23 protein-coding genes are annotated in these 24117 nt (G+C 51.6%); 7 read left to right on the forward strand and 16 right to left on the reverse strand.

All coding sequences use genetic code 11. The features are described 5' to 3' along the window. Window positions 1-24 precede the first annotated feature (24 nt). The 4 genes from scpB to C4F51_RS10310 all read right to left on the reverse strand — a co-directional run bounded on the left by scpB (window position 25) and on the right by C4F51_RS10310 (window position 3438). A complete protein-coding gene (gene scpB, locus C4F51_RS10295; RefSeq protein ID WP_235992318.1) occupies window positions 25-933 on the reverse strand; it encodes an SMC-Scp complex subunit ScpB in 909 nt (302 codons plus the stop codon). Then, the gene (locus C4F51_RS10300) at window positions 930-1823 is read right to left on the reverse strand and encodes a segregation and condensation protein A (protein WP_193912528.1); all 894 of its coding nucleotides are present in this window, start codon (window positions 1821-1823) and stop codon (window positions 930-932) included. The genes scpB and C4F51_RS10300 overlap by 4 nt, the downstream gene beginning before the upstream one ends. Before the next feature lie 105 nt (window positions 1824-1928). After that, the gene (locus tag C4F51_RS10305; protein WP_193909524.1) at window positions 1929-2555 is read right to left on the reverse strand and encodes an L-threonylcarbamoyladenylate synthase; all 627 of its coding nucleotides are present in this window, start codon (window positions 2553-2555) and stop codon (window positions 1929-1931) included. A 46-nt stretch (window positions 2556-2601) separates the two neighbouring features. Continuing rightward, window positions 2602-3438 carry a PHP domain-containing protein gene (locus C4F51_RS10310; protein WP_328701346.1) on the reverse strand — a complete coding sequence of 279 codons (837 nt, stop codon included), beginning with the start codon at window positions 3436-3438 and terminating at the stop codon, window positions 2602-2604. A 254-nt stretch (window positions 3439-3692) separates the two neighbouring features. Here C4F51_RS10310 and C4F51_RS10315 point away from each other — a divergent pair, with 254 nt between their 5' ends. The 7 genes from C4F51_RS10315 to C4F51_RS10345 all read left to right on the forward strand — a co-directional run bounded on the left by C4F51_RS10315 (window position 3693) and on the right by C4F51_RS10345 (window position 8244). Beyond that, entirely contained in the window at window positions 3693-4397 is a 705-nt protein-coding gene (locus tag C4F51_RS10315) for a VC0807 family protein (protein ID WP_193909528.1), read from the forward strand. A gap of 85 nt (window positions 4398-4482) precedes the next feature. Beyond that, entirely contained in the window at window positions 4483-4782 is a 300-nt protein-coding gene (locus C4F51_RS10320; RefSeq protein WP_193909529.1) for a YciI family protein, read from the forward strand. Window positions 4783-4863: 81 nt separating this feature from the next. Beyond that, window positions 4864-5487, forward strand: coding sequence for a TIGR04211 family SH3 domain-containing protein (locus tag C4F51_RS10325; protein ID WP_193909531.1), 624 nt, complete (start codon window positions 4864-4866; stop codon window positions 5485-5487). Between the two features lie 22 nt (window positions 5488-5509). Beyond that, the gene (locus C4F51_RS10330) at window positions 5510-6157 is read left to right on the forward strand and encodes a peptidylprolyl isomerase (protein ID WP_193909533.1); all 648 of its coding nucleotides are present in this window, start codon (window positions 5510-5512) and stop codon (window positions 6155-6157) included. After that, window positions 6154-6912, forward strand: a complete 759-nt coding sequence (locus C4F51_RS10335) for a pyridoxine 5'-phosphate synthase (RefSeq protein WP_193909534.1) — start codon at window positions 6154-6156, stop codon at window positions 6910-6912. Before C4F51_RS10330 ends, C4F51_RS10335 begins: the two co-directional genes overlap by 4 nt. 91 nt (window positions 6913-7003) lie before the next feature. Further along, on the forward strand, window positions 7004-7417 hold the full coding sequence (locus C4F51_RS10340) for a CBS domain-containing protein (RefSeq protein WP_193909535.1): 414 nt from the start codon (window positions 7004-7006) through the stop codon (window positions 7415-7417). Window positions 7418-7467: 50 nt separating this feature from the next. Further along, entirely contained in the window at window positions 7468-8244 is a 777-nt protein-coding gene (locus tag C4F51_RS10345) for a TrmH family RNA methyltransferase (protein WP_193909536.1), read from the forward strand. Between the two features lie 68 nt (window positions 8245-8312). Here C4F51_RS10345 and C4F51_RS10350 read toward each other — a convergent pair whose 3' ends face one another. From C4F51_RS10350 to flgF, 12 genes are all read right to left on the reverse strand, one after another. Next, window positions 8313-10298, reverse strand: coding sequence for a transglutaminase TgpA family protein (locus C4F51_RS10350; protein WP_193909537.1), 1986 nt, complete (start codon window positions 10296-10298; stop codon window positions 8313-8315). Beyond that, complete coding sequence (locus C4F51_RS18340; protein ID WP_193909538.1) at window positions 10291-11289, reverse strand: DUF58 domain-containing protein; 999 nt, start codon at window positions 11287-11289, stop codon at window positions 10291-10293. Before C4F51_RS18340 ends, C4F51_RS10350 begins: the two co-directional genes overlap by 8 nt. Continuing rightward, on the reverse strand, window positions 11282-12457 hold the full coding sequence (gene lapB / locus C4F51_RS10360) for a lipopolysaccharide assembly protein LapB (RefSeq protein WP_193909539.1): 1176 nt from the start codon (window positions 12455-12457) through the stop codon (window positions 11282-11284). The genes C4F51_RS18340 and lapB overlap by 8 nt, the downstream gene beginning before the upstream one ends. 174 nt (window positions 12458-12631) lie before the next feature. Next, complete coding sequence (gene ihfB / locus C4F51_RS10365; RefSeq protein WP_328701429.1) at window positions 12632-12949, reverse strand: integration host factor subunit beta; 318 nt, start codon at window positions 12947-12949, stop codon at window positions 12632-12634. 216 nt (window positions 12950-13165) lie between these two features. After that, window positions 13166-14851 carry a 30S ribosomal protein S1 gene (gene rpsA, locus C4F51_RS10370; protein WP_193909541.1) on the reverse strand — a complete coding sequence of 562 codons (1686 nt, stop codon included), beginning with the start codon at window positions 14849-14851 and terminating at the stop codon, window positions 13166-13168. Between the two features lie 281 nt (window positions 14852-15132). After that, window positions 15133-16719: a flagellar hook-associated protein FlgL gene (flgL, locus tag C4F51_RS10375; protein WP_193909543.1), complete on the reverse strand. Its 1587-nt coding sequence runs from the start codon at window positions 16717-16719 to the stop codon at window positions 15133-15135. Between the two features lie 47 nt (window positions 16720-16766). Then, on the reverse strand, window positions 16767-19481 hold the full coding sequence (gene flgK / locus C4F51_RS10380) for a flagellar hook-associated protein FlgK (protein ID WP_193909545.1): 2715 nt from the start codon (window positions 19479-19481) through the stop codon (window positions 16767-16769). A gap of 29 nt (window positions 19482-19510) precedes the next feature. Then, the gene (gene flgJ / locus C4F51_RS10385; protein ID WP_193909547.1) at window positions 19511-20473 is read right to left on the reverse strand and encodes a flagellar assembly peptidoglycan hydrolase FlgJ; all 963 of its coding nucleotides are present in this window, start codon (window positions 20471-20473) and stop codon (window positions 19511-19513) included. Then, on the reverse strand, window positions 20473-21573 hold the full coding sequence (locus C4F51_RS10390) for a flagellar basal body P-ring protein FlgI (protein WP_193909549.1): 1101 nt from the start codon (window positions 21571-21573) through the stop codon (window positions 20473-20475). The genes flgJ and C4F51_RS10390 overlap by 1 nt, the downstream gene beginning before the upstream one ends. Window positions 21574-21585: 12 nt before the next feature. Next, window positions 21586-22269, reverse strand: a complete 684-nt coding sequence (flgH, locus tag C4F51_RS10395; RefSeq protein WP_193909551.1) for a flagellar basal body L-ring protein FlgH — start codon at window positions 22267-22269, stop codon at window positions 21586-21588. A 19-nt stretch (window positions 22270-22288) separates the two neighbouring features. Further along, window positions 22289-23077 carry a flagellar basal-body rod protein FlgG gene (gene flgG, locus C4F51_RS10400; RefSeq protein WP_193909553.1) on the reverse strand — a complete coding sequence of 263 codons (789 nt, stop codon included), beginning with the start codon at window positions 23075-23077 and terminating at the stop codon, window positions 22289-22291. A 22-nt stretch (window positions 23078-23099) separates the two neighbouring features. Next, on the reverse strand, window positions 23100-23843 hold the full coding sequence (flgF, locus tag C4F51_RS10405) for a flagellar basal-body rod protein FlgF (RefSeq protein ID WP_193909555.1): 744 nt from the start codon (window positions 23841-23843) through the stop codon (window positions 23100-23102). Between the last annotated feature and the right edge of the window lie 274 nt (window positions 23844-24117).

The following is a 24117-nucleotide window of genomic DNA, read 5'->3' on the forward strand; positions in this document are numbered from 1 at the left end:
TAACCATAATAGGGAGCATACGCCTCACGCGTTGCGATCATGATCCTCCGGCAGCTGACGTTCAGTGTCAGTTGTCGAGTCAGAATCCGATAAAAGGGGTGATTCCGGCAAAGGGGCTTTTTTAATTGTTTCGTAAGCTTCTTCACCGTCCACAAACTCTTCCTGTGCCAGGGTTTCAGCAACCCCTTGATGAAGATCTGCGGTAATCACATTTTCTTCACGGGCTTCATCGGTGTCTTCCGCATCCTGCGAGGTATCGACCGTTGATTCCGTGCTGTCCGTTGTTACATTCAATTCGAGGCTGGCATTAATTTCATCCAGATCCCGAATCTCACTTAATGACGGCAAATCTTCCAGACTTTTCAAATTGAAGTAGTCCAGAAATTGACGGGTTGTTGCGTAGAGAGACGGGCGTCCTGGCACATCACGATGGCCAATTACCTTCACCCAATCCCGCTCCAGCAGGGTTTTCATAATATGAGAACTGACTGCTACACCCCGTATTTCTTCGATATCGCCACGGGTAATAGGTTGGCGATAAGCGATCAGCGACAATGTTTCCAACAGAGCGCGTGAATATTTTTGCGGCTTTTCATCCCACAAGCGATTAACCCAACCGGCCAGATTGTCTCTGACCTGGAAGCGCCAGCCGGAAGCCACTTCTTTCAATTCGTAACCGCGGCCTTCGCACTGCGCCTGAATATCGGTAAGCGCTTGCTGGATGGCATCTTTGGACGGTGCAGTCGCTTCATCAAACAACTCGATGATACGGGCAATCGTCAGCGGCTGAGCGGCGGCCATAATCGCGCCTTCTACGATCTGACGCAGCAATGCGTCATTTATCACCCGGGCGGTGCCGGCAACAGCCGGATCATCCTGCTCCAGAAAACCGTCTTCCGGGCCGATCAGGTTATCGTCAATATCTTCCATCATTGCGTACGTGCTTTAACATGAATGGGGCCGAAGTCTTCACTCTGGACAATTTCTACCAGCGACTCCTTGATTAATTCCATCACGGCGAGAAACGTCACTACGACGCCAAGGCGCCCTTCTTCCAGGGTAAACAGGCTGACAAAAGGCACAAAGGTATTGTGGGCCAGCTTGTCGAGCACCTGCGCCATACGCTCACGGGTGGACAACTTCTCTTTTGATACATGGTGGCTTTCAAACATATCGGCGCGACGCAGCACTTCCGATAACGCCAGCAATAATTCCTGCAACTCCACATCCGGCTCGGGACGGGTCAAGGCGCGATCCGGCGCTACGGCAGACGCCTGAAAGATGTTCCGCGTCATACGAGGCAGCTCATCCAGATCCTCTGCGGCCTGTTTGAAGCGTTCGTATTCCTGCAGGCGGCGAATCAGCGATGCGCGAGGATCATCATCTTCCTCTTCTTCGGCCGAACTGCGCGGTAATAACATGCGGGATTTGATCTCGGCCAGCATGGCTGCCATGACCAGATACTCCGCCGCCAGCTCAAATTGATGCGCTTCCATCAATTCAACATAAGCCATGTACTGCGAGGTAATCTCCGAGACATTGATGTCAAGAATATCAATGTTCTGACGACGGATCAGGTACAGCAGCAAATCCAGCGGCCCTTCAAACGCCTCCAGAAATACTTCCAGGGCGTCTGGCGGAATGTACAAATCCTGCGGTAATTGGGTGTAAGCCTTGCCGTGCACCACGGCAAACGGCATCTCTCCCTGCACCGGATGCTTGCCAGCGGTGCCCGCTAATTCCTCAACAGATGCTACGGGCTGGATACTGACAGGCGCAGTTTCCTCAACGTCATTTCCGCTGGAAGTGTTGTCCTCAGTCATTGAGTTCAAAACGATAACCTGATCATCAGCATGCAAAGTCCCGCAGTATAGCGATTTCCGAGAGCACTAGACAGCAAGCCTTCGGAAAACCCGGGTGAATACTTATCACCCTTGCTCAAATACGGAAAAATCACCCTTGCCCTGACGAATCAGCTCCGGGCTATCGGAGGTAAAATCGACCACCGTGGTAGGTTCTACCCCGCAATAACCGCCGTCGATCACCAGTTCTACCTGATGCTCCAGCAGATCGCGAATTTCATAGGGGTCACTCAATGGCAGCTCATCGCCGGGCAGCAGCAAGCTGCTGGTCATCAGCGGTTCACCCAATTGCTCCAGCAGTGCCAGGGCGATGGGGTTATCCGGCACACGGAGGCCCAATGTTTTTCGCTTGGGGTGCATTAACCGGCGAGGCACTTCAGCGGTTCCTTCGAGAATAAAGGTGTAAGGCCCCGGGGTATGATTTTTGATCATACGAAACACCTGGTTGTTAACCCGGGCGTAGGTTGCCAGCTCTGAAAGGTCACGACACATCAGTGTGAAATTGTGGTGTTTGTCCAACTGACGCATGGCACGGATGCGGTCAAGTGCCATCTTGTCGCCAATATGGCAACCCAATGCGTAGGCGGAATCTGTCGGGTAAACCACCAGGCCACCCTGACGGATAATATCAACCGCCTGGGCAATCAAGCGGGATTGCGGATTTTCCGGATGAATCTGAAAAAATTGTGCCAAAAGCCGACTCCTTGTAGATAAAGCTTCGGTAGAGCTATTGTGCATATTATGCCTCAAAACCCAGTCGTCGCCACACGGGCTGGCACGACTCAGGCAGACTGCCGAAATTTCCCAGCTCCTGCCAGGGTTGATCGGGGGCATGAAAATCACTACCGCATGAGGCCAACAAGCCGTTTGCGGTGGCGATACGTGCCAAATCCTGCGTCAATCTTGCGTCCTGATAACCGCTAACCACTTCCATGGCGTCGCCGCCTGCCGCAGCAAACTCGCCCACCAGGCGACACATTTTGCTGCGGGTAAAATCGTATTTGGCCGGATGAGCCAGCACCGCCACTCCCCCGGCTTCATGAATCCACTCAATAGCCCGGGTCATATCAGGCCACTGGTATTTCACATCAGCAACTTTGCCGGTACCGAGGTATTGTTTGAAGGCACGCTGGATACTGTTTACGGATCCGCGTTTCACCAGATAGCGGGCGAAATGCAAGCGACCGGGTAAAGCGTCACCGGCAATGCGCTGCACCTCGGGAAGTACATTACCCAGCCCGGCCTTTTCCAGTTTAGCGGCAATTGCCACCGCACGATCTGCCCGCACCTGTTGCAGCAGCTGGATGGCTTCCTGCAAGGCGGGAGAATCTGTTGCCACGCCAAGGCCAACCACATGTACGCCAGCGCCTCGCCAGAGGGTGGAAATTTCTATGCCGTTAATGAAGCCGAGACCCAGCTCACATGCCGCTTGCCGAGCGGCGCTTAAACCGGCTATCGTATCGTGATCTGTTACCGCAATAACTGACACGTTTCGCGCTTTGGCTCTCGACATCAGCGCCTCAGGGCTTAAAATACCGTCTGATCGGGTGGTGTGGCTATGCAGATCAAATATCACACAAAGTCTCGAATGGGAAAATCGACAGGGAATGGACTTCAACCGCAGGCTGTTCATGGTCATCCCGGCTTCGGCCGTGGAAAGGCACAGAAAAATTTGCAGAGTAGCCATTATAGGTCAGCATGTCAGGCAGGTCAGCCTGATCATTCGATAGAAACCTTTTCCGTTTAAAAGTACACATTATGCCCGATATACCCGAAAAGACCTTAACTCCTGCACCTGGCCACCTCAATTCTCCCCAACGAGAGACTCCTGTGAAAGCGCCCCCTGCCCGCAAGGAAAGTTTTCTCGCCAATTTACTGTTAAATATCGTCATCCCTGCCGTGATCCTCTCCAAACTCAGCAGTGAACAGTATCTGGGAACCCAGGGCGCTATCGTGGTGGCACTGGCGTTTCCTCTCGGTTACGGCATTCGTGATTATTTTATTACTCGCAAGGTCAACCTGCTTTCTGCACTTGGCTTTATCAGCATTTTGCTGACCGGCGGCATTAGCCTGTTACAACTCGACCCGCAATACATTGCCATCAAGGAAGCCGCGATTCCCGGCCTTATTGGTATTGCGACCTTGATCTCAATAAAAACCCGCTACCCGCTGGTAAAAACCTTCGTTTATAACGGCAAATTGCTGAAGGTAGAAAAAGTATCAGCGGCACTTGCTGAGCGCGGTACAGAAGCCGCCTTTGAAAAAGTACTGCGCAATACCTCTTATATGATTGCCGGTTCTTTTTTTCTGTCTTCGTTTTTAAATTATGTGCTGGCAAAAATTGTTATGGTCAGCCCCGCCGGTACCGAAGCCTTCAATATCGAACTGGGACGCATGACCGCCCTCAGTTATCCGGTCATTGTGGTGCCTGCCATGATTGTGATGATGGGTAGCCTTTTCTATTTATTTCGCAATATCCGCCGCCTGACCAACCTCACCCTCGATGATGTTATTAACGACGGCAGTGAAAACTGAAGTGCTTATCCTCTGATAACCATTTTCCATTAACTTTTTTGAGTGTTGACGAATACGCACGCAGAGCTATTGATCGGGAGTTTATATGTTGTACGCCATAATCAGTGAAGATGTAAATGCAAGCCTGGAATTGCGCAAGCAGACCCGTCCTGCTCATTTGGCACGCTTACAACAATTAAAGGATGATGGCCGCCTGGTGCTCGCTGGCCCGCACCCCGCCATTGATACGCCCAACCCCGGTGATGCCGGTTTTACCGGAAGCCTGGTCGTTGCAGAATTCGATTCCCTCTATGCCGCCCAGCAATGGGCTGATGCCGACCCTTACATTGAAGCCGGCGTTTACGCAAAAGTTCTGGTTAAACCCTTTAATCGCGTGCTGCCCTGACGCACCGCGATTACCAAATCTTTCGTTTACAGCTAACGCACGGCTGTAACTCTTCATAAAAATTTTAGCGGACCTTTGACTGTGAAAAAAAGATTAACCCACCTGCTTCTGAAAACGATTTTGCCCGGTGCACTTTTATTGCCTTTGGCGATGCAAGGTCATACCCAGGAAGCCGAGGCTGAAACCGTAGAAAGCATGCGCTACGTCAGCGACGTTATGTATATCCCGCTGCGCAAAGGGCCTGGCAACGCCCAGGATGTTCTTATCAATGGTCTGGTTAGTGGCACTCCGCTGACTTTTGTGCGCGAAGAAACCGACAGTAATCGCGTTACCTGGTCGCTGGTAAGAACCTCGGAAGGCATACTGGGCTGGGCGAGAAATTCACATTTATTGGCTGAGCCACCCGCTGGCCCGCAGCTGAGCGAACTGCAACAACGTTACGATGCCTTGTCAAAAGAATACGAAAGCCTCAAGCAAAGTTCATCACTGGCTATTGATATCGAAAAAGACAATCAGCGCTTGCATGAAAGCCATCAGGTACTGCAAACCCGCGCTGACTATTTGCAAGCCGAAAATGATCAACTGAAAAATTCCGATCGCTACAACCAGTGGATTTATGGTGGCGGTTTGCTGCTGGCGGGCGTATTACTTTCACTGATTTTACAAGCTTTTGGCAAGCGCAAGCGCCAATCCGAATGGCGTTAGGTTTCAGATTAGGATGATGACCATGAAAAAAATACTGACCGCACTGGCGTTAGCTTCTGCTGCATTTGCAAGCACCCAGGCAATGGCGGAAGACTACCCGCGCGTGGCAATGAAAACAGATCTGGGCACCTATGTGCTTGAGCTGTATCCGGACAAAGCTCCGATTACCGTGGCCAACTTTCTTGAATATGTTGATAGCAAATTTTACGACGGCACCATTTACCACCGGGTTATTCCCGGCTTTGTGGTTCAGGGTGGCGGCCTGAATTTTGACTTCACCGTCAAGGAAACCCGCGACCCGATTGAAAATGAATCGAACAACGGTTTGCGCAATGACTACCAGACTATTTCCATGGCGCGCACCGCTGACCCACACAGTGCCTCGTCGCAGTTTTATATCAACTTGCAGAACAATAATTCACTCAACGCGGCTGGCAGCAAACCTGGTTACACCGTCTTTGGCAAGGTGGTTGAGGGGATGGATATCGTCGAGAAAATTGTCGACGAGCCTCGCGGCATGCACCGCGCTTTTCCTGAAGCGCCAAACTATGCGGTACGTACTTTGAGCGCTACCCGTGTAGACGCAGCTTTCAAGCCGGATAACAAACCGGCAGCCGCCAAGATACCTATGCAAAATAGCAATGTGCGCGATGCGCTGGTGAAGCCATGAGCACAACCGCACTAAGCGTTAACCTGAACAAAATTGCTTTAATTCGCAACTCGCGTCCGGGTAATTTCCCGGATGTGATCGCGCACGGAAAAGTTTGTATTGATGCCGGTGCCGATGGGCTTACGGTACATCCGCGCCCGGACCAGCGCCATATTCGCCCGGCCGACGTTTACGGTTTGTCCGAGCTGGTTAAACAACACCCGGGTATTGAGTTCAATATTGAAGGCAACCCTTTCGCACCTCACGTGGGCGATTTTCCGGGGTTTATCAAACTGGTGGAAGATGTTGTACCCGACCAGTGCACCCTGGTGCCGGATAGCAACGATCAACTTACCTCTGATCAAGGTTTTGACCTGCGCAAGAGCAGTGAAATACTCAAACCGCTGATCCACCGCCTGCAAGACAAAGGCGTTCGTGTCAGTTTGTTTATGGATCCGGAGCCGGAACAAATTGAACTGGCGGCAAAACTCGGGGTGGAGCGCATCGAGCTGTATACCGGGCCTTACGCGGCGGCCTGGGGGCAACCTGAGTTGCTGGAGGCATTGTTTGATCAATACGACAAGGCGGCACGCGTGGCGTCCGGGCTTGGTATCGGCATCAATGCCGGCCACGACCTTAATCTCGATAACCTTGGCCGTTTTCTGACGATTCCTGAAATTCTGGAAGTTTCCATCGGCCATGCGCTCACGGTAGATGCGCTGGCAATCGGTATGGAAAGCGCGGTCAAAGCCTATCGAGCTATTTGCCAGCAATAACCACTCTACCGGCTCATTCCCCTGAGTTATAACAGATCTCTCCCTGGCTGCTAAGCTAAAAAGAGAAATCTGTTAACGAGTGGAGGTTACTATGTCATCTATCCTGGTTCGGGATCATATGCAGGCAGACGCCCAATCCGTACTTTCCAGTTTTAGCGTCAGCGAGGTTATCGAGCATTTGCTGCGTACCCATCTGACCGGTGTGCCGGTGGTAGACGAGCATCAACAGGTCGTTGGTTTTGTGTCCGAGCAGGACTGCATGAAAGAGATGCTGCACGCGGCTTTTTTTGGTTCGGAATCGCCATCGGTAACGCGCATTATGCACACGCCGGTTCTCACCGTTACACCGGACACCAGTATTGTTGAAATTGCCGAAACCATGATGGACCATAAACCGAAAAATTATCCGGTCGTTTATGAAGGCAAGCTTGTAGGCATTATCAACCGCAGGCACATTCTGAACGCATTGATCGACAACGCCCGCCATGGCCATTGTCGTTATTAATTTCCCAATCAAAACCGGCTTATGGCCGGTTTATTAATTGCCAGGACACAATGAGTAAATCCCCTGTTACCGATAGCGCCGCCTATCTGGAAAAAAAACGCTTTTTTAATAATATTCTCACCGTTTACGGAAGAAAACCGGTGCTTGAAGCGCTGGAAGACCCGTCAACCGACATTTACCGTCTGCACCTCGCCAGCAGTAACCGGTCAGCCTCCATTATGGATGACATACGAAAGCTGGCAGAAAAAAAAGGGGCGGAAATTCTTTACCACGACAGAGCCGCTTTATCGCGCATCTCAAAAAATGCCAAGCAGGATCAAGGCGTAGCAGCTGATCTGGTTTGTAAAAAATTTCAAAGCAGTGATGATTTTCTGGCGGATAACCTTGGCAAAAAATTTCGTTTGCTGGCGCTGGACGGCATTACCAACCCGCAAAACCTCGGCATGATTATTCGCTCGGCCTGTGCAGGCAATATTGATGGCATCTTGTTGCCGCAACAGGGCAATGCTCAAATCGATCCGCTCGTTATTAAAGCCAGTGCCGGCACCGTTTTCCGTGCGCCGATCTTGCGTTGCGAAGACCTCGCCAAAACCCTGACACGCTTCATAGATAAAGGCACGCTGGTTTGCGGCTTGTCTTCTCATGCGCCAGCCAACCTGAAAGATTTTTCGCCGGATGCCGCTTGTATTTATGTGTTGGGCAATGAAACGGATGGGGTTTCGGCAAAGGTAAATGCACTGTGTAATACCAGCGTAAAAATCCCCATGAATAACGGTGTAGAGTCTCTCAACGTAGCCGTTACCGCCGCTTTGATTGCCTTTCAGTAATTATTGTTAAAGCTCGCCTGACGGGGCGAGCTTTTTTGCTGGCTATTTTTCAAGTCGAAATTTTGTACTTACACTCGAAATTGATTTACCTTTTTTTCCAGATCCGGCAATAAAGCGCGTTCCTCACCGTATTTAATGCGCTCGTACAAGGCAGTAATCGACGTTACCGAGGCTTTCAGCTCCCGCCGTTGGCCAGCAATACGCAAGGCGAATTGCCCGGAAGTTTCTCCCGCGTTAATCTTCAAGCCGGTATCGGTCTGAATTTTTTTCATAAAGGCCAGATAAAGTACATCAACCTTATCCCGCCGCCGGTTTTGTAAAAAAAGACGCAACTGGAAAGTTGCCAATATCAATAAGGATATCCCGCCAATCAGTGCTCCCATCAACTGCCAATTGATCAGCTCACGCCAGCGTTCAAAAAAATTCTGCTGACTGTCGCGATCATAGTTAAGCACCCAGCGGCTCCACTGGTAATTGAGTGCATCCATTTTCAACCGCAAGTGATTAAAGATGGCAAGATTTCTGGAAAATAAATTACCCAGCAATTGTTGGTCAGCTTCATCCAGCGAAAAATCAATGCCCTGCTCTACCCGCTCAGGTGCGACCGATGCGGTAGGGTCAATCATTACCCAGCCTTTGTCTTCCTGCCAGATTTCCACCCACGCATGGGCATCGCGCTGCCTCACCAGCCAGTAGTTTTCGGTGGCATTGTATTCGCCGCCCAGATAACCGGTAGCCACACGGGCCGGAATATCCGCAGCGCGCATCATTAAAGCAAACGCACTGGCAAAGTGTTCACAAAAACCGGCTTTCGAGCCCCACAGAAAATCATCTACCGGGTGCTCACCCAAAACACCCGGCCTCAAAGTGTAGGTAAACGCTTCGCCAAAATAGGCAAGCACCCGGTTGATATATTGCTGCTCACTCTCGCTTTCCACGCGCCATTGCCTCGCCGCCGCCAGGGTTTGCGGATTATGCGATGCAGGAAAGCTGAGATATTGCTGACGCGAGGAAGGCGACAGCGCCGCCTCGCGGAAGGAATAACGGACATGGGATGTTGCTGAATACTGGATGCGCTGGCTGATGGGGCGACGCCAGCGAAGATTCAGATCCGGATCCAGCGCAGCGCCAGCCGACCAGTCATTAACCGCGCCCAGCACGAACAGCCAGGGCTGCTCTGATGGTTCAAAAATAACCTGGTAACTGACAGACTCACCCTCCGGGACGACCGGTGCAAGATAGGATTGCGCTGAAGACTTGTCCCAACGCAGCCGCGACAGGTCACGCTGCGCCGGCGCCAGTGTCCAACCTTTGCCATCAAAAGCACCAAATACCAGCCCGCGCCAATACATTACCGAAACGTCCGGCGGCGCCCCGTCAAAACCGACGCGAAATGCCGGCGCACTGGAGCGCATCAACTCACCAAAGGAGCCGGGGGACATGGAATCGCTCATACCGGTTTTGGCACGACTGCCATCAACCGGTACTGCCCAGAAAGGGCTGAAACGAGGAAAGAACAAAAACAGCACCAGCATCAACGCCAGCGCCTGAACAACCGGCACAGCCAGGCCACGCCAATGCAGGGATGCTGGCGTATCATCCTGTGGCGATACACTGAGCAACAACAAGGCGTAGCTCAATAACATCAGGCAAAAGAGGCCGTAAACGGCGGCAAAAATGGTTGAGAAGAACAGAAATTGCGTGGCTACCACCAGGTAGCCGAGAAAGCACAGCAGCAAACCGTCGCGCTGGCGCTTCATCTCCAGCAGCTTGAGAATGAAGCCGGTAAGCAGCAGGCTGACCATGCCACTGGTACCCACCTTGCTGCCGAAAGATAAAAACAGACCGCCGCAGCAAATGATCAGCAACAGGGCTTTAACCAGACGCCCGGGGTATTGCCATTTGTGGGCAAAAATTTTCCAGCGCCACACCACAACTGCCAGCCAGACCAGCGGCACCCAGAGTGGCGATGTCAATGCATGAGGAAGCAACGCAAAGAACTGTGCCAGCAGTAACCAGAATAATGCCCGGCGGGAAATTAACGAGTCAGTCATTGGTCGCCGCCGAATCCGATTGTCCATAAAGAGCCAGAGCGGTTAACGCCTCAAGCTTATGCGGCTCCCCGGAGCCGGGAGCTACAATCCGGTCGGGCAATCGCACACCGTAAGTTGCCGAAGCCTTACTCTGCTCAAGCACCTGAAAACACATCGCCGATAAACAGGACTCCATCTCCAGCCGCTGCCAGCTTTGCCAGTCAATCCATAAATCGCTGCCCTCGGAACCGCCAAACTCTTTCAGATGTAACCCGGCACCCCGCGCATAATGCTTCCAGGCAACCCGCGATAAGGGCGACCCGGGCTGGTAGGTGGCAAAACCATAAAAGTCGTCTCCGGCGGCTTGCAGGCTTTCTTTTTGCCCGCCTCGGGATGGTGCGGAATCTGCGGCTTGCGCCGTAATGGGCTGAGGAAACACGATGGCAGACATATTCAGGCGAATCCACGTCCAGCAATTGACCAGACCGAATGGATAGCCGGTTTCAACCTTGATAGCGGGCAATGGCAAGTGTCCACGCCGCTGCGCCAGCGGCTCCAGCTGCAAACGGCATTCTCCACCGGCAGGAATATCTACCACATAGGTTTGCGGCGGATTGCACATCAAGGTGAGGCGCAAGTGCCGATAGTGACGCGGCGCTTTACTGGAAACGCGCACGATAAAAGCCGCCCGCTCCTTTACAAAAACCCCCTCCACCGAAACCGCCTCAAAGACAAGCCCCGAGATATTGCGCCAGACATGAAACAGGCTGATGAAATGCAAACTGATCAGCATGAAGGCGGCTGCCAGAATAAGGTTGTTCTGGTAGTTGGTGCCAAGCAACCAGATAATCAGGACCAGTAGCAAGAACATCCAGCCCTGCCGTGACGGCAGTACGTAGATGGAGCGCAGGCCCGGCTGAACTTTTCTTGCAAGCGGCAAGCGCTGCAGTGTTTTTTGATGCACCCGGCGCCTGAGTCGCTGCCAGTAATTACCCGTTGTAAATTTATTCACCACTGACACCTTTTACCGGCCGGACACTTCCCCAGGTTTTGCATCCCGGACACAGCCAGTGCAAATGTACCGCCGAAAAACCGCAACGATTGCAGAGATAAATCGGCTTTTCAGCAATCACCTTCTCTACAATCAGGGATAATAATTCAAGATTTTGTTTGGCCTTCCCTTCGGAATGCTGGAGATATAAATCGATAATCTGTTTGAGCACCCGGATAGACGGCTTTTGACTCACCTGCTGTTCCAGAAAAGAAACGGCTGACTCAATGCCCTCCTGCGCGACGATAACGTCTGACAGAGCAACCAGCGTGCTGTTGCTTTTATGCTGATTCAGTATCAGAAAAAGGTTCTTGCGTAGCCCCTCCTGGTCGCCCAGCGCATGGCAGCAGGCAATCAGCAAGGGAAGGCACTCGCGAGTCAAATCCGGATCGTGCTGCGGCAGTTTTTTAACAATCGTCAGTGCCTCGGTATAGCGGTGAGCCTCGTAAGCAAGGCGCGCGGCAATCAAGCCCGCCCTGACGGAATATTGATGAGAGTGGCCAGCCAGCTGCAAAAAGTGTTGCGCCTCGGCCTGACGCCCGACTGCAATATGCTCTTCCGCCAACTCACAACAATAATGCGATTTCATTTGAGCCAGTTCCTGCTCACCGAATCGCTCGCTATTACCTTGCAGCCGCTCGGCAATATCTATCGCTTTTTGCCATTCCTTTTCGTTTTGGTAAATACCCAGCAACTGCTCCAACGCACCTGCAATCGGTTTACGCAGTTTTATCAACGGCAATAACAGCAACTCGGCACGATCCAGTAACCCGGCGTGGATATAGTTTTGCGCCAGCTCCAATTGCACCTGCTGTTTGAGGTCAATCGTAAGACCCGTCACGGTTAAAATATTTTCATGAATAGCAATCGCCCTGGTGATCTCCCCTTTACGCCGCATCAAGCCGGCCACTGCCAGATGGATGTCCAGCGTTTCCGGTGTTACATCCAGCGACTGGATGAAGATATCCACGGTGCTATCGGTTTGTTCATTGAGCAGAAAGCGCAGACTTTGATGATAGGAATCCGCCGTAAAGCGCACCGGCAGCAGCGTTTTACGATGACGCAACGACCGGCCGATTGCGACACCGAGCAGGAACAGAACAATTGCTACAAAAATCATCACAAGCATGACAAAGCTTCCGGGTTGCAAGGTTATGCAGAAGGAGAATTATCAGAACTCACACAATCGCCAGGGTTGAGTCGCGTTAGCGATGCCCCGGAAGGCGGTTAACCCGGGATGCCAGGCAAAAAAAACGGCACACCTGAGCTACAAGTATGCCGTTTTCAGAATACGGGGGAATAATCAGTGGTGAATACTTTCGTTAACGCGGTCACGCATTTCCTTACCGGGCTTGAAGTGAGGAACATATTTTCCTTCCAACTCCACGTTTTCACCGGTTTTGGGGTTTCTTCCCATACGCGGGGCACGGTAATGCAATGAAAAGCTGCCAAAACCTCGAATTTCAATACGCTCGCCAGAGGCCAGAATTTCAGACATGTAATCCAGTAACAATTTGACTGCCAGCTCAACATCCTTCATGGGAAGCTGATTCTGTTTTTCCGTTATGTATTCGATCAGTTCAGATTTTGTCATGGCCTGCGCTCTATTGTTAGATGGTATCAGGCAGAAAAGGGAAAGGGCTGGTCTATGAAACACATCATGACGATAACAACACCCTACCGGCCTGATGCCTGTTAAAACGATAAACAGACGCTATACGTTATAGCTCAAAAACCCATGGGGCTCTATAGATATTTGAAAAACTTTAATATTTTTACCGGGGCCACATAAAATAATGGCCGCCCGAGGGCGGCCATTATTCAAACCAGCAGGAAATTATTCCTTGTTGGCCATTTGCGCTTTGATCAGGTCACCCAAAGTAGTCGGGGAAGCCTGTTCAGACTGCTTGCTGCTGTGTTCCTTGATCGCTGATTTTTCTTCTTCAACGTCTTTGGATTTTACAGACAGGCTGATGCTGCGGTTTTTGCGGTCAACAGCAATGATGCGGGCTTCAACTTCGTCGCCCACTTTCAGTACATTGCGCGCATCTTCCACTTTCTCGCGGCTCAATTCAGAAGCTTTCAATACAGCTTCTACATCGGCAGCCAAAGTGATAACAGCAGCTTTAGCTTCTACTTCTTTAACGATACCTTTAACCAGAGCACCTTTATCGTTCTCAGCTACGTACTCGGAGAACGGATCGGTTTCCAGTTGCTTGATGCCCAGAGAAATACGCTCACGCTCCGGATCAATAGCCAGAACAACGGTTTCCAGCTCATCGCCTTTCTTGTACTTGCGAACAGCTTCTTCGCCAGCTTCGTGCCAGGAGATGTCTGACAGGTGAACCAGACCGTCGATGCCGCCTTCCAGACCGATGAAGATACCGAAGTCAGTGATGGACTTGATTTTGCCGCTGATCTTGTCGCCTTTGGCGCAAGTACGGGCAAATGCATCCCACGGGTTTTCCTGGCACTGTTTCAGACCCAGGGAGATACGACGACGTTCTTCGTCGATATCCAGAACCATAACTTCGATTTCGTCACCCAGCTGAACAACTTTGGACGGGTGAATGTTCTTGTTGGTCCAATCCATTTCAGAAACGTGGATCAAACCTTCAACGCCTTCTTCCAGCTCAGCGAAGCAGCCGTAGTCGGTCAGGTTGGTAACTTTCGCTTTAACACGAGCACCTTCCGGGTAGCGCTTGGTGATTTGGATCCATGGATCTTCACCCAGTTGTTTCAGACCCAGAGAAACGCGGTTACGCTCACGGTCAAATTTCAGTACTTTAACGTCGATTTCGTCACCAACGTTTACGATCTCACCCGGGTGCTTGATGCGCTTCCAGGCCATATCGGTAATGTGCAGCAGGCCGTCAACACCGCCCAGATCTACGAAGGCGCCGTAGTCGGTCAGGTTCTTGACGATACCTTTAACAGCTTGACCTTCTTGCAGGCTGGCCAGCAACTCGTCACGCTCAACAGAGTTTGCCTGTTCCAGAACCGCACGACGGGAAACAACAACGTTGTTGCGCTTCTGGTCCAGCTTGATAACTTTGAATTCGAGCTCTTTGCCTTCCAGGTGAGTAGTTTCACGCACTGGACGAACATCTACCAGAGAACCTGGCAGGAAGGCACGGATACTGGCCACGTCAACGGTGAAACCACCTTTGACCTTGCCATTGATAACACCCTTGATAACTTCATCAGCAGTGTGTGCTGCTTCCAGAATTTTCCACGCTTCAGCACGTTTGGCTTTTTCACGGGACAGACGGGTTTCACCGAAACCGTCTTCTACACTTTCCAGTGCTACCTGAACTTCATCACCAATGGAGAGGTTCAGCTCGCCCAATTCGTTGCGGAACTGCTCGGCAGGAATAACGCCTTCAGACTTCAGGCCGGCGTGAACAGTCACCCAGTCCTTGTCGATGTCAATAACTACACCGGTAACGATGGTGCCTGGCACCATATCAACGGTTTTTAAACTTTCTTCAAATAATTCAGCAAAACTTTCAGTAAAGCTCATGGGTGTTACCTGTAATGGACCCGGAATCCGCATGTCAAACGCTATGACCAGCCAAATTCCGCGATTACCGCACTGCCAGAAGTACGGGCCAGTTAATGTTAAAGACAGTAATTACCCAAGGCTGGCGCCAGTAATTACTGCTGATGCTGACACTGGAAATGGTAAAAAGATCGACACATGTCCCAGCGAGCGGGCGAAGGCTATCAGATTCGGTGTGGATTATCAAGAATGAGCAGCATTAAAGCAGTAACGGCAAACTCTGGCCGCTACTGCTTCAAGGGTTAACGCAGGTAGCTGAACAACGTCAGCTGGCTGACTTTGGCGAAGCTTTGTTGGGCAGCACTGAGCACATAGCTCTCCATCGCCAGTTTGATGGACGCCTCGGCGTAATCGAGATCTTCTATATCCGACAACACCTTTTTGTTGGTCAGGTTGGTCTCTATGTTCAGGTCCTTGGCGCTTTCCAGCGTATTGAGCCTGGCACCCACCTCCCCTTGCACCGCCGAAATCTGCGTGACCGAATTACCGAGGTTATTCAGTACCTGAGCGACGATCTTGCTGAACTCGGCCTTGCTCTCCGGGGTGTCCTTAACATTTTTCAATGCCTCCGAAAAACGGCTCAACGTGGTCAACAGCGCTTCTTTATTACTGGAGTTCACCTCGAAACTGTCACCCGGGAGACCGTTAACCGACGTTGTGCCGGCGCCCTGGGTATTCAAGCCGGTAATGGCATCAAGGCCGGCGTTACCACCACTCACGGTGATATTCATACCCTTGGCAGCGGTAATGCCATTGGCATCGGCGGTCAAACCCAGGCGCTGTAATTTTGCAGCGTTACCATTGCCCGCATCATTTAATACCGCCGCCAGCGCCGAGCCGTCTGTGGCGCCGGTAAAGTTGCCGTTAATAACGAAGGTCTCACGCTGACCATTCACCGACAAAGTCAGTGTGGTGGGCGAGGACGAATAATCAGCCCCCGCCCCTGCCGCACCAAAAGACAGGCTGGCAGGTACCGGTGCCGCAGGATTGCCGTAAACCGGCACCTTGATGCCTGCTACTTCGATGTCCTTGCCAGAGGTGTAAGGTTGGTTTGCAGCAAGCACTTTGCCCGAACCTCTTTCAGTTACGGTGTAATTCATCCCCGGCGGTGTCACCGCATTCGGGTCATTGAACACAATGGTAAGATTTTCCGGGAAGAGCTTGTCGTAGTCAGTCTGATCCACAACTGACCCGACGCCGATAGACGCTGCAGGCGCAGAACGATTGGCCGGGTTGGACTGGGTAGTAAAGGTGTTATGGCTGCTCGGGATATCAATAAATAACTTTTTGCCGGAATCATTGACCGCCACGTTCACATTCGCCGATGCCTGCAAGCTCAGCTGACCCTCATCTCCGTGATAGGAAACCTGCCCCATGCCATTACTGACAAATGGCTTGGTGTCGCCCTGGTAACCGGCAAAAATATATTGTCCGGAATAGTTTTTGGTATTTTGCAGCCCCAGCAATTCATCAATACGACTGTCGACCTCGGAGGCAAAGGACTTGTAGTCGCTGGCAGTCATTACCGCCGTGTTGCCTGAAGCCACGCCAAGCTCTTGCATCCGCTGCACCAGATTCACAATTGACTTGAGCGCAGCATCTTCAACACCGAGATTATTCTCGGCAATGTTGATGTTCTTGCCGTATTGCTCAATGCGCGCCATCTCCTGCTTCAACTGCAAAATAGTGGCCGCAGCAACCGGGTCATCGGCTGGCGACATCAGCTTTTTTCCGCTGGCAATTTGCTCCTGCGAACGGGTTACCGCCGTTTGGGCATCGCGCATACTGATGTTGGCAATGTTGTAAATTTGTGAGGTAGAAACACGCATGGTGTTATTCCTGTCAATGTTTTCTATCTGTAAAAAATCTGGCTATATCAAACCGCTTGCAACAAGGCATCAAACAAATCGCGAGCAACGGATATCACGCGCGCATTGGCGTTATACATTTGCTCAAAGCGAATCAGGTTGGCCGCTTCCTCATCCAGATTGACGCCGGAAATACTGTCTCGCAGATTCTGGGTTTGCTCCAGCATGCTTTTGCTGGCGGCGGCGTTCACCGAGGCAAGATGGCTCTGGCTGGCGACCACTTCTACCAGGCGACTGTAACCAGCCCCCAGGCTTAAAGAACCATCGCCAATCAATTTGGCATCTTCAAGCCCGACCAGCTTGAGCGCGTTGCGGTTATCGTTGGAAGCGTTAGTGTTGAATCCGATCGTAAAGGTGTCACCGGCCTGAGGCTGGCCTTTAATAGAAATCTGGTAGCCGGTGAAAGACGACTGGGCAAAATCGGCGGCAGCACTGTTGCCAAATATCTGGCTATCGGTAGGTGCTGTACGCATTTTTACGCCTTCAGCCAACACCAGATCGACACGACCGCCCACAGAAATATGCTCACCGGCACCGGAAAGCGCCACGGAAGGATTGCCCATGCCATCGTTAACACCCAGCGAACTGCCCGGTGCACCGCTCATGCTGATGTTGATATCAACACCGGACGATGCAACCAACCGTAACTCCGGCGCGCCGGTGATAGCATTGCTGCCACTGACGGCACGAATCCCCAGCGCCTGCAAATTGCTGTTGCCATTAACCTGCTGCGCCAGATAGTCATTGAAGGCGGTCATGGAAACGGCGGGGTCAGGCATCAACGAGTCTGAAAAATCCAGCAGTGCTTCGCCGTTAATAACCAGCTGAGCCGTTTGCGCTGCAAAATCCCCGGCACCTATTTGCATGTCGGTAATATTGGCAGAGGTAAACGCATTGGCAGAAACGCCCGGCAAACTGTTTAACATCGCCGCCGTTTGTGCGGCGGAAGCGTTGGCGGTGGTGGTGACTACGCGATTACTTTGCGCACCGCTAATCGGGTCAGTGGTAACCAGCGTGTATTGCTCAACCGGATAACCATTATTAGCCGGTAACGCCAGAGGGCTGGACTGACGACCCGCCGGTAAACCCAGACGAGCGCCATTACCCGTGATGCGAGTCTCGCCCGGGTCCGAGGTAAATACCTGATTATCTTTGCCCGGCACAAAAACCTGTTCACGAATCGGCGGATTCAAATGCACCGGGTTGGCCGGGTCGGTGTTGTCCAGCACATCGTAGGTATAAGGTGATGTAAAGCGCACCACCAGCGGTGGCGACAACTGGCCGGCCACAGAGAAAGCCGGCAAGGTATTACCATTCACATCTTTGGTGGTTAATACCTCACCGGCGCTGATAATACCGTTACCGCTATTGTGACTGTCGGCCAGGGTGCGAATGGGTGAAGCAAAGGCAAGATCTTGCGGCCGGGAAATGACCGATTGAATATGGCCGGCACTCTGGCGAGTGGGCTGCAACATAAAGGTGTCGCCGCCCTGAAAGCTGCCACTCTCCAGCGTAACGGTAATGCCATCAAAAGAAATTTCTGCCGGATAGGAGCCTTGCAACAACCCCTGACTTACTACCATGTTATCGCCGGTGCGAACCACCGTGTAGTTACTGGTTCCCGGTACGATATCGAAACGGTAATCACTGGCCGTTAACTGCGAAGGGTCATTAATTTTCAGAGAGATCATACGATCATTCGGCTGCGCGTTATTACCATGCACAACACGCTCGTAGGTCAAACTTTTGTCATTGATATCGCGAAATATGGGTTGGCCGTAATCACCATCCAGATCCAGACCTTGAGATTGCATATCATTGAATGCATCCGAAATAACAACGGCAATGCGCCCCAACTCATTCATCGCCGGGTGCAAGACATCTTCACGGAATGTCAGCACCCCGCCCAGCTGTCCACCGGTGAGCTGGTGGGTAATGTTTTCCGGCTTGTTGCCATTGATATAAATTTGACCGCCGTCACGCACACTTAAACTGTTCGCCGCATTGCCCAACACCAGCGGCTGACCATTGCCGATAAAAACATTCAGCTCTCTACCGTCCTGGCTGACCACCTGAACAGAAACCAGCTCGGACAACTTGCGCAGCGCTTCATCGCGTTGATCCAGCAAATCGTTCGGGCCGGCACCGGTAGACGATGTTGTTTGCTCGCCAATATTTTTATTCAGGCTGGCAATGGTTTGCGCCAGTGTAGATATTTGATCGGCAATCGCCGATGTCTCACGAGTTACACTGGCTTCAACCGTCGTCAGGCGATCCTGCAACTGGTTAAACCGGGCGGCAAGACTTTGCGCCTGGGTAACAATTAGTTGACGCGCCGGTAATGCCGACGGGTCATCCGCACCGTTTTGCAACGCCGAGAAAAAAGATTGTAAACCGCCCGACAAACCGGTGCTGGAGTCAGCAAAGAGTTTGTCAATTTTACTGATATTGGTGCTGAATTTATCCAGCTGCTGGAATGCCGATGTGTCCAGACGAACCTGCGCCGTAACAAATTCATTGACCACCCGCTCAATAGATTGAGTGCTGACACCGTGCCCCAGATAACCGGCAGTGCCCAGCTTTTGCGGGCCGTTGGTGACGTAGTGAACTTCCTGACGGGTATAGCCTGCTGTTTTGGCATTGGAAATATTATGCCCGGCCGTGCGCAGGGCATGCTGACTTGCCTGCAAACCGGAAATGGCGGTGGATAATAATCCGGACATAATAAACCTCTGTTATCGGAGCTGGGCTATCAGGGCTGCTTCACATCACTATCGAGTGATGCCAATGCCGTTGATGTTTTCACAACATCCTGTTGCAGGATGTTTTTAATTTTTGCCGCGTAACGCGGGTCGGTGGCGTAACCGGCCTGCTGCAAGGCTTCTGCATAACGCGAGGTATTTTCGCCCGCTTGCAATACCTGCTCGTAACGCGGGTTATTTCTCAGCAGGTTAATGTAGTCATTGAAACTTTCTTCATAACTGTTGTAACGACGGAATTCAGCACGTTGCTGACCCGGTAAACCGTTTTCGTATTCCAGCGTATTAACGCTGACCTTACCGCCCTGCCAACTGGAACCGGCTTTAATATTGAAAAGGTTGAAACTGTTTTCGCCGCGGCTGGTGTGAATAACATGTTTACCCCAACCGGTTTCCAACGCGGCCTGCGCCAACAACACATCCGGGGTGGTATTCAATTCGGCCGCTGCTTTTTCGGCGTGAGGCTGCAACATGGCAATAAAGTCTTGTGGCGAATCTGCTGCGCTGGTCTTGCCACCACCGGCACTGGCGGTAATCACCGGCGCCGCCATAGGTGCAATAACAGGGCGACTGTAGATCGGGGGTGGCAATTCAGCGAGTTTTTGCGGCTGGGTTTCAACATTACCATGGGCTTGCTGCAATTGACGGTAGATAGCATCGCCCAAACCAAAGCCCTGGCCGCGGGTCAATTCCAAAGACATTTGCTGATCGTACATTTGTTGGTGAAACTGCATTTCACTGCTGTTGAATATGCTGTCTTCACTGAACACTTCGTTGGCAGCGCGCATACTTTTCAGCATTTGCTGCACGAATACCGCCTCGAACTGCCGCGCCACTTCACGCAGTGCAGCCGGGTCATCTTCCCGGCCTTTTTGCTTTACCTTATTCAGCGATGCCAGATCAACGAAGGCATCCTGGTTGCGGCTTAATATGGGGCTGTTATCAACGGGAATCATCAGATCACCACCAACTCGGCTTTCAAGGCACCAGACTGTTTTAACGCTTCAAGAATCGCCATCAAATCACCCGGTGAAGCACCCACGGTATTTACCGAGCGAACGATATCTTCCAGCGTTGCACCCGGAGCAAATTTGAACATAGGGTTGGTTTCTTCAGTAATCTCAATGCTGCTGTTAGGCACTACTACCGTGTTGCCTTCGCCAAACGCATTGGGTTGGCTGACCGTCAAACTTTCTGCGACTGAAACCGTCAGGCTGCCATGAGTAACCGCCACCGGTGATACCCGCACGTTCTGGCCCACTACAATGGTGCCGGTGCGCGAGTTAATGACAACGCGGGCGGCTTCGTCACCCGGGGTGACCTGAAGATTTTCCAGCAGAGAAATAAAATCTACACGGTGCGCCGGGTTTACCGGGCCGTCGACCATAATGGATACCGCATCAATAGGACGTGCAGTGTCCGGCCCCAACAAATCATTGATACTTTTGGCAACGCGATTGGCCGTTGTAAAATCAGCGCGGTGCAAATTGAAAATAACCGGCTGACCTTCGGCAAACGACGTTTCTACCATACGCTCTACCATGGCACCGCCAGGAATGCGCCCTACACTTTGCACATTAACCTGAATACGCGAACCATCAGCACCTTGCGCACCGAAACCGCCCACTACCAGGCTGCCCTGAGCAACCGCATACACATTGCCATCCAGACCTTTTAAGGGAGAAACCAGCAAAGTGCCGCCACGTAAACTTTTTGCATTACTCACCGATGACACGGTGATATCCAGTGTCTGGCCCGGCTTGGCAAAGGGTGGCAACTCGGCTTGAATCATCACCGCTGCCACGTTTTTCATTTGCATACGGGTTCCGGGCGGGATGGTGATGCCGAATTGTTTCAACATGCTGTTAAAAGATTGCGTGGTAAAAGGCGATTGCGTGGTCTGGTCACCGGTACCGTCCAGACCCACCACCAAGCCGTAACCAATTAACTGGTTGGAACGCACGCCCGCTACGCCGGCAATATCCTTAAGGCGCTCAGCCATTACCCAGGACGGCAGCATGAGCATTAACGCCAACAACAGGCCAATTTTTTTCATGAGAGTAACTCCTTAAAAGGGCCAGTATTCGCTGTTGAAAAATCGGGACAACCAACCCATGGATTGGGAATCTGCCAAAGCACCGGTGCCGCTGTAAGATATTTTGGCGTTCGCCAAACGGGTAGAAATAACGGTGTTATCCGGCGAAATATCATCCGGGCGAACGATGCCGCTAATACGAATAAATTCATCGCCGCGATTCAATGTCATCCATTTTTCGCCGCGCACAATCAGGTTACCGTTAGGCATTACGTCCGCCACGGTAACGGTGATGTTGCCTTGCAAGCTGTTGCTTTGATCAGCACCGGCATCACCGGAAAAATTTCGTGATTGCTGCAGCGCAGTTTCAAGGTCAGTAACGTTCGCGCCGAGCAAGGTGCCTGCGTTAAAATTCAGCTGGCTGTCTTTGGCTACGGATACACCGGAAGATTTGCGCGATACTGTGCGCTCACTCAGCGTTACGGTAATGATGTCGCCAATGCGCAACGCTTTGCGGTCATCAAATAAATTCAAACCATAAGAAGATTGATATAGCGAGCCGTCGGTGCGCTGCGGCACCGGCGCCATGGAAGAAACCACGGGCGCGTAATAAGGATCGTTAGGCATGGGCCGATGCGCCGACGAACAGGCCGTCAAAAAAACGGCAACACCGACAGTAAACCCGCTCGCTAATACTCTGCTTACGATTGTTTTCATGGTCATGATCCGACAGCGATTAAAGAGTCTGACTGATGTATTGCAACATCTGGTCAGCTGTTGATACCACTTTGGAATTCAGTTCGTAGGCACGTTGGGTAGTGATCATATTCACCATCTCTTCAACGATATCCACGTTGGAACCTTCCAGCGCACCCTGCACCAATTTGCCCATACCATTTTCGTTAGGCGCACCTTGAATAGGGTTACCGCTGGCTACGGTTTCCAGAAATAAATTGCCGCCTACTGCTTGCAAACCGGCCGGGTTGATAAAGTCAACCAGAGTCAGGTCACCCAACTGCTGTGGCTCAGCTTCTTCACCTTTGAAAAAAGCATTCACCACACCGTCAGTACTGACAGTAACGCGCACCGCGCCTTCGGGAATATTGATCGCCGGCTCAACCAGCAAGCCTTCATTGTTAACCAGCTGGCCTTCGCTATTGCGTTGAAACTGGCCATTACGAGTGTAAGCAACAGAACCATCCGGCTGCAGAATTTGAAAAAATCCGCGACCATCAATCGCCATATCCAGCGACTGTTCGGTAATTTGCAAATTACCTTCGGTAAATTGTTTTTGCGTAGCAACCACTCTTACACCGGCACCCAATTGCAAGCCGGATGGCAGTTGTGTGTCTTGTGTGGTTTGCGCGCCGGGCTGACGCTGTACCTGATACAAAAGATCTTCAAAAATGGCGCGATCGCGCTTAAAACCGACTGTGCCTACGTTGGCGAGGTTGTTGGAAATGGTGGTCAGTTGCTTATCCTGAGCGGCCAGACCGGTTTTACTGACATAGAGTGCAGCGTGCATGATAAAACCCTCAAATGAAATATCAGGATATTCTGAGTAACTGTGAAGATGCTTCAGAGTTTTGCTCAGCATCCTTCATTAATTTGACTTGCATTTCGTACTGCCGTGAGAGGCTCAATATTTCTGTAAAAGCACTCACCGCATTCACATTACTGCCTTCCAGAAGACCGCTTACCAAACGCACTTCTGCCGCTGGCTGTGCATTCAAACCATCGCGCTGACGGAATAAACCGTCCTGACCTTTTTCAATATTTTGCAGATCGGGATTCACCAGACGAATACGATCCAGCTCAACCATGGCTTCCGGTCCCTGGCCAATTGCCACAGCAGACAAGGTGCCATCGGCACCGACTTCCAGTTTTTCAAGCGGGGGCAAGGAAATTGGCCCGGCATTCCCCAGCACCGGCAAACCATTTCCGGTACGCAAAAAGCCGTTGGCATCAATGACCAGGTTGCCCGCGCGGGTATAAGCTTCGGTACCGTCATGACCGAGCACGGCGATAAAGCCGTTACCATTAATAGCAACGTCAAGATCCCGGCCGGTTTCATTCAAAGGGCCTTGCTCAAAGTCGCTGGTGGGTGATTCGGTGAGCGCATAAGCGCGAGTGGGGCTGCCTTCGCCGAAATAAACGGGCATGGAGCGCGCTTGCGCAAAGTCAGCGCGAAAACCGGTGGTATTGATATTGGCAAGATTATTGGAATGATTGGTTTGCGCCAGCATGTTGTGCCGGGCTCCCGTCATCGCGATATACAGCGCCTTATCCATTACCTTACTCCGCTATTTTTTTGGCAGTTTTGCCGTTAACGGAGTTATTGCAAGGTCAGTGCCAGATTGGACGGGTTATAAATTTGAATTGGATAAAACTTCAAGCCATTGAATTAAATAGATTTTTTAATTAAATCCGGTTAGCGAAGAGGTATTGCAAAGGGACAAGGAAAGTAAAAGCAAGTCGGGCGGCAAACTGCTGCCGCTGTTTGCCGCCCGCAGGAAAAAGGAATTGAAGAGGAAATGCCAACTCACCAAGGGCGCAGCGCCTTAT

This window comes from Cellvibrio polysaccharolyticus, assembly GCF_015182315.1.
Taxonomy (GTDB): Bacteria; Pseudomonadota; Gammaproteobacteria; order Pseudomonadales; family Cellvibrionaceae; genus Cellvibrio; species Cellvibrio polysaccharolyticus.

Excerpts from the sequence above, each read along its gene's own strand:
- scpB (WP_235992318.1), bottom strand. The coding sequence starts at position 933 with ATGATGGAAGATATTGACGATAACCTGATCGGCCCGGAAGACGGTTTT.
- C4F51_RS10300 (WP_193912528.1), bottom strand. The coding sequence starts at position 1,823 with ATGACTGAGGACAACACTTCCAGCGGAAATGACGTTGAGGAAACTGCG.
- C4F51_RS10320 (WP_193909529.1), top strand. The coding sequence starts at position 4,483 with ATGTTGTACGCCATAATCAGTGAAGATGTAAATGCAAGCCTGGAATTG.
- C4F51_RS10330 (WP_193909533.1), top strand. The coding sequence starts at position 5,510 with ATGAAAAAAATACTGACCGCACTGGCGTTAGCTTCTGCTGCATTTGCA.
- C4F51_RS10335 (WP_193909534.1), top strand. The coding sequence starts at position 6,154 with ATGAGCACAACCGCACTAAGCGTTAACCTGAACAAAATTGCTTTAATT.
- C4F51_RS10340 (WP_193909535.1), top strand. The coding sequence starts at position 7,004 with ATGTCATCTATCCTGGTTCGGGATCATATGCAGGCAGACGCCCAATCC.
- C4F51_RS10345 (WP_193909536.1), top strand. The coding sequence starts at position 7,468 with ATGAGTAAATCCCCTGTTACCGATAGCGCCGCCTATCTGGAAAAAAAA.
- C4F51_RS10350 (WP_193909537.1), bottom strand. The coding sequence starts at position 10,298 with ATGACTGACTCGTTAATTTCCCGCCGGGCATTATTCTGGTTACTGCTG.
- lapB (WP_193909539.1), bottom strand. The coding sequence starts at position 12,457 with ATGCTTGTGATGATTTTTGTAGCAATTGTTCTGTTCCTGCTCGGTGTC.
- rpsA (WP_193909541.1), bottom strand. The coding sequence starts at position 14,851 with ATGAGCTTTACTGAAAGTTTTGCTGAATTATTTGAAGAAAGTTTAAAA.
- flgL (WP_193909543.1), bottom strand. The coding sequence starts at position 16,719 with ATGCGTGTTTCTACCTCACAAATTTACAACATTGCCAACATCAGTATG.
- flgK (WP_193909545.1), bottom strand. The coding sequence starts at position 19,481 with ATGTCCGGATTATTATCCACCGCCATTTCCGGTTTGCAGGCAAGTCAG.
- flgJ (WP_193909547.1), bottom strand. The coding sequence starts at position 20,473 with ATGATTCCCGTTGATAACAGCCCCATATTAAGCCGCAACCAGGATGCC.
- C4F51_RS10390 (WP_193909549.1), bottom strand. The coding sequence starts at position 21,573 with ATGAAAAAAATTGGCCTGTTGTTGGCGTTAATGCTCATGCTGCCGTCC.
- flgH (WP_193909551.1), bottom strand. The coding sequence starts at position 22,269 with ATGAAAACAATCGTAAGCAGAGTATTAGCGAGCGGGTTTACTGTCGGT.
- flgG (WP_193909553.1), bottom strand. The coding sequence starts at position 23,077 with ATGCACGCTGCACTCTATGTCAGTAAAACCGGTCTGGCCGCTCAGGAT.
- flgF (WP_193909555.1), bottom strand. The coding sequence starts at position 23,843 with ATGGATAAGGCGCTGTATATCGCGATGACGGGAGCCCGGCACAACATG.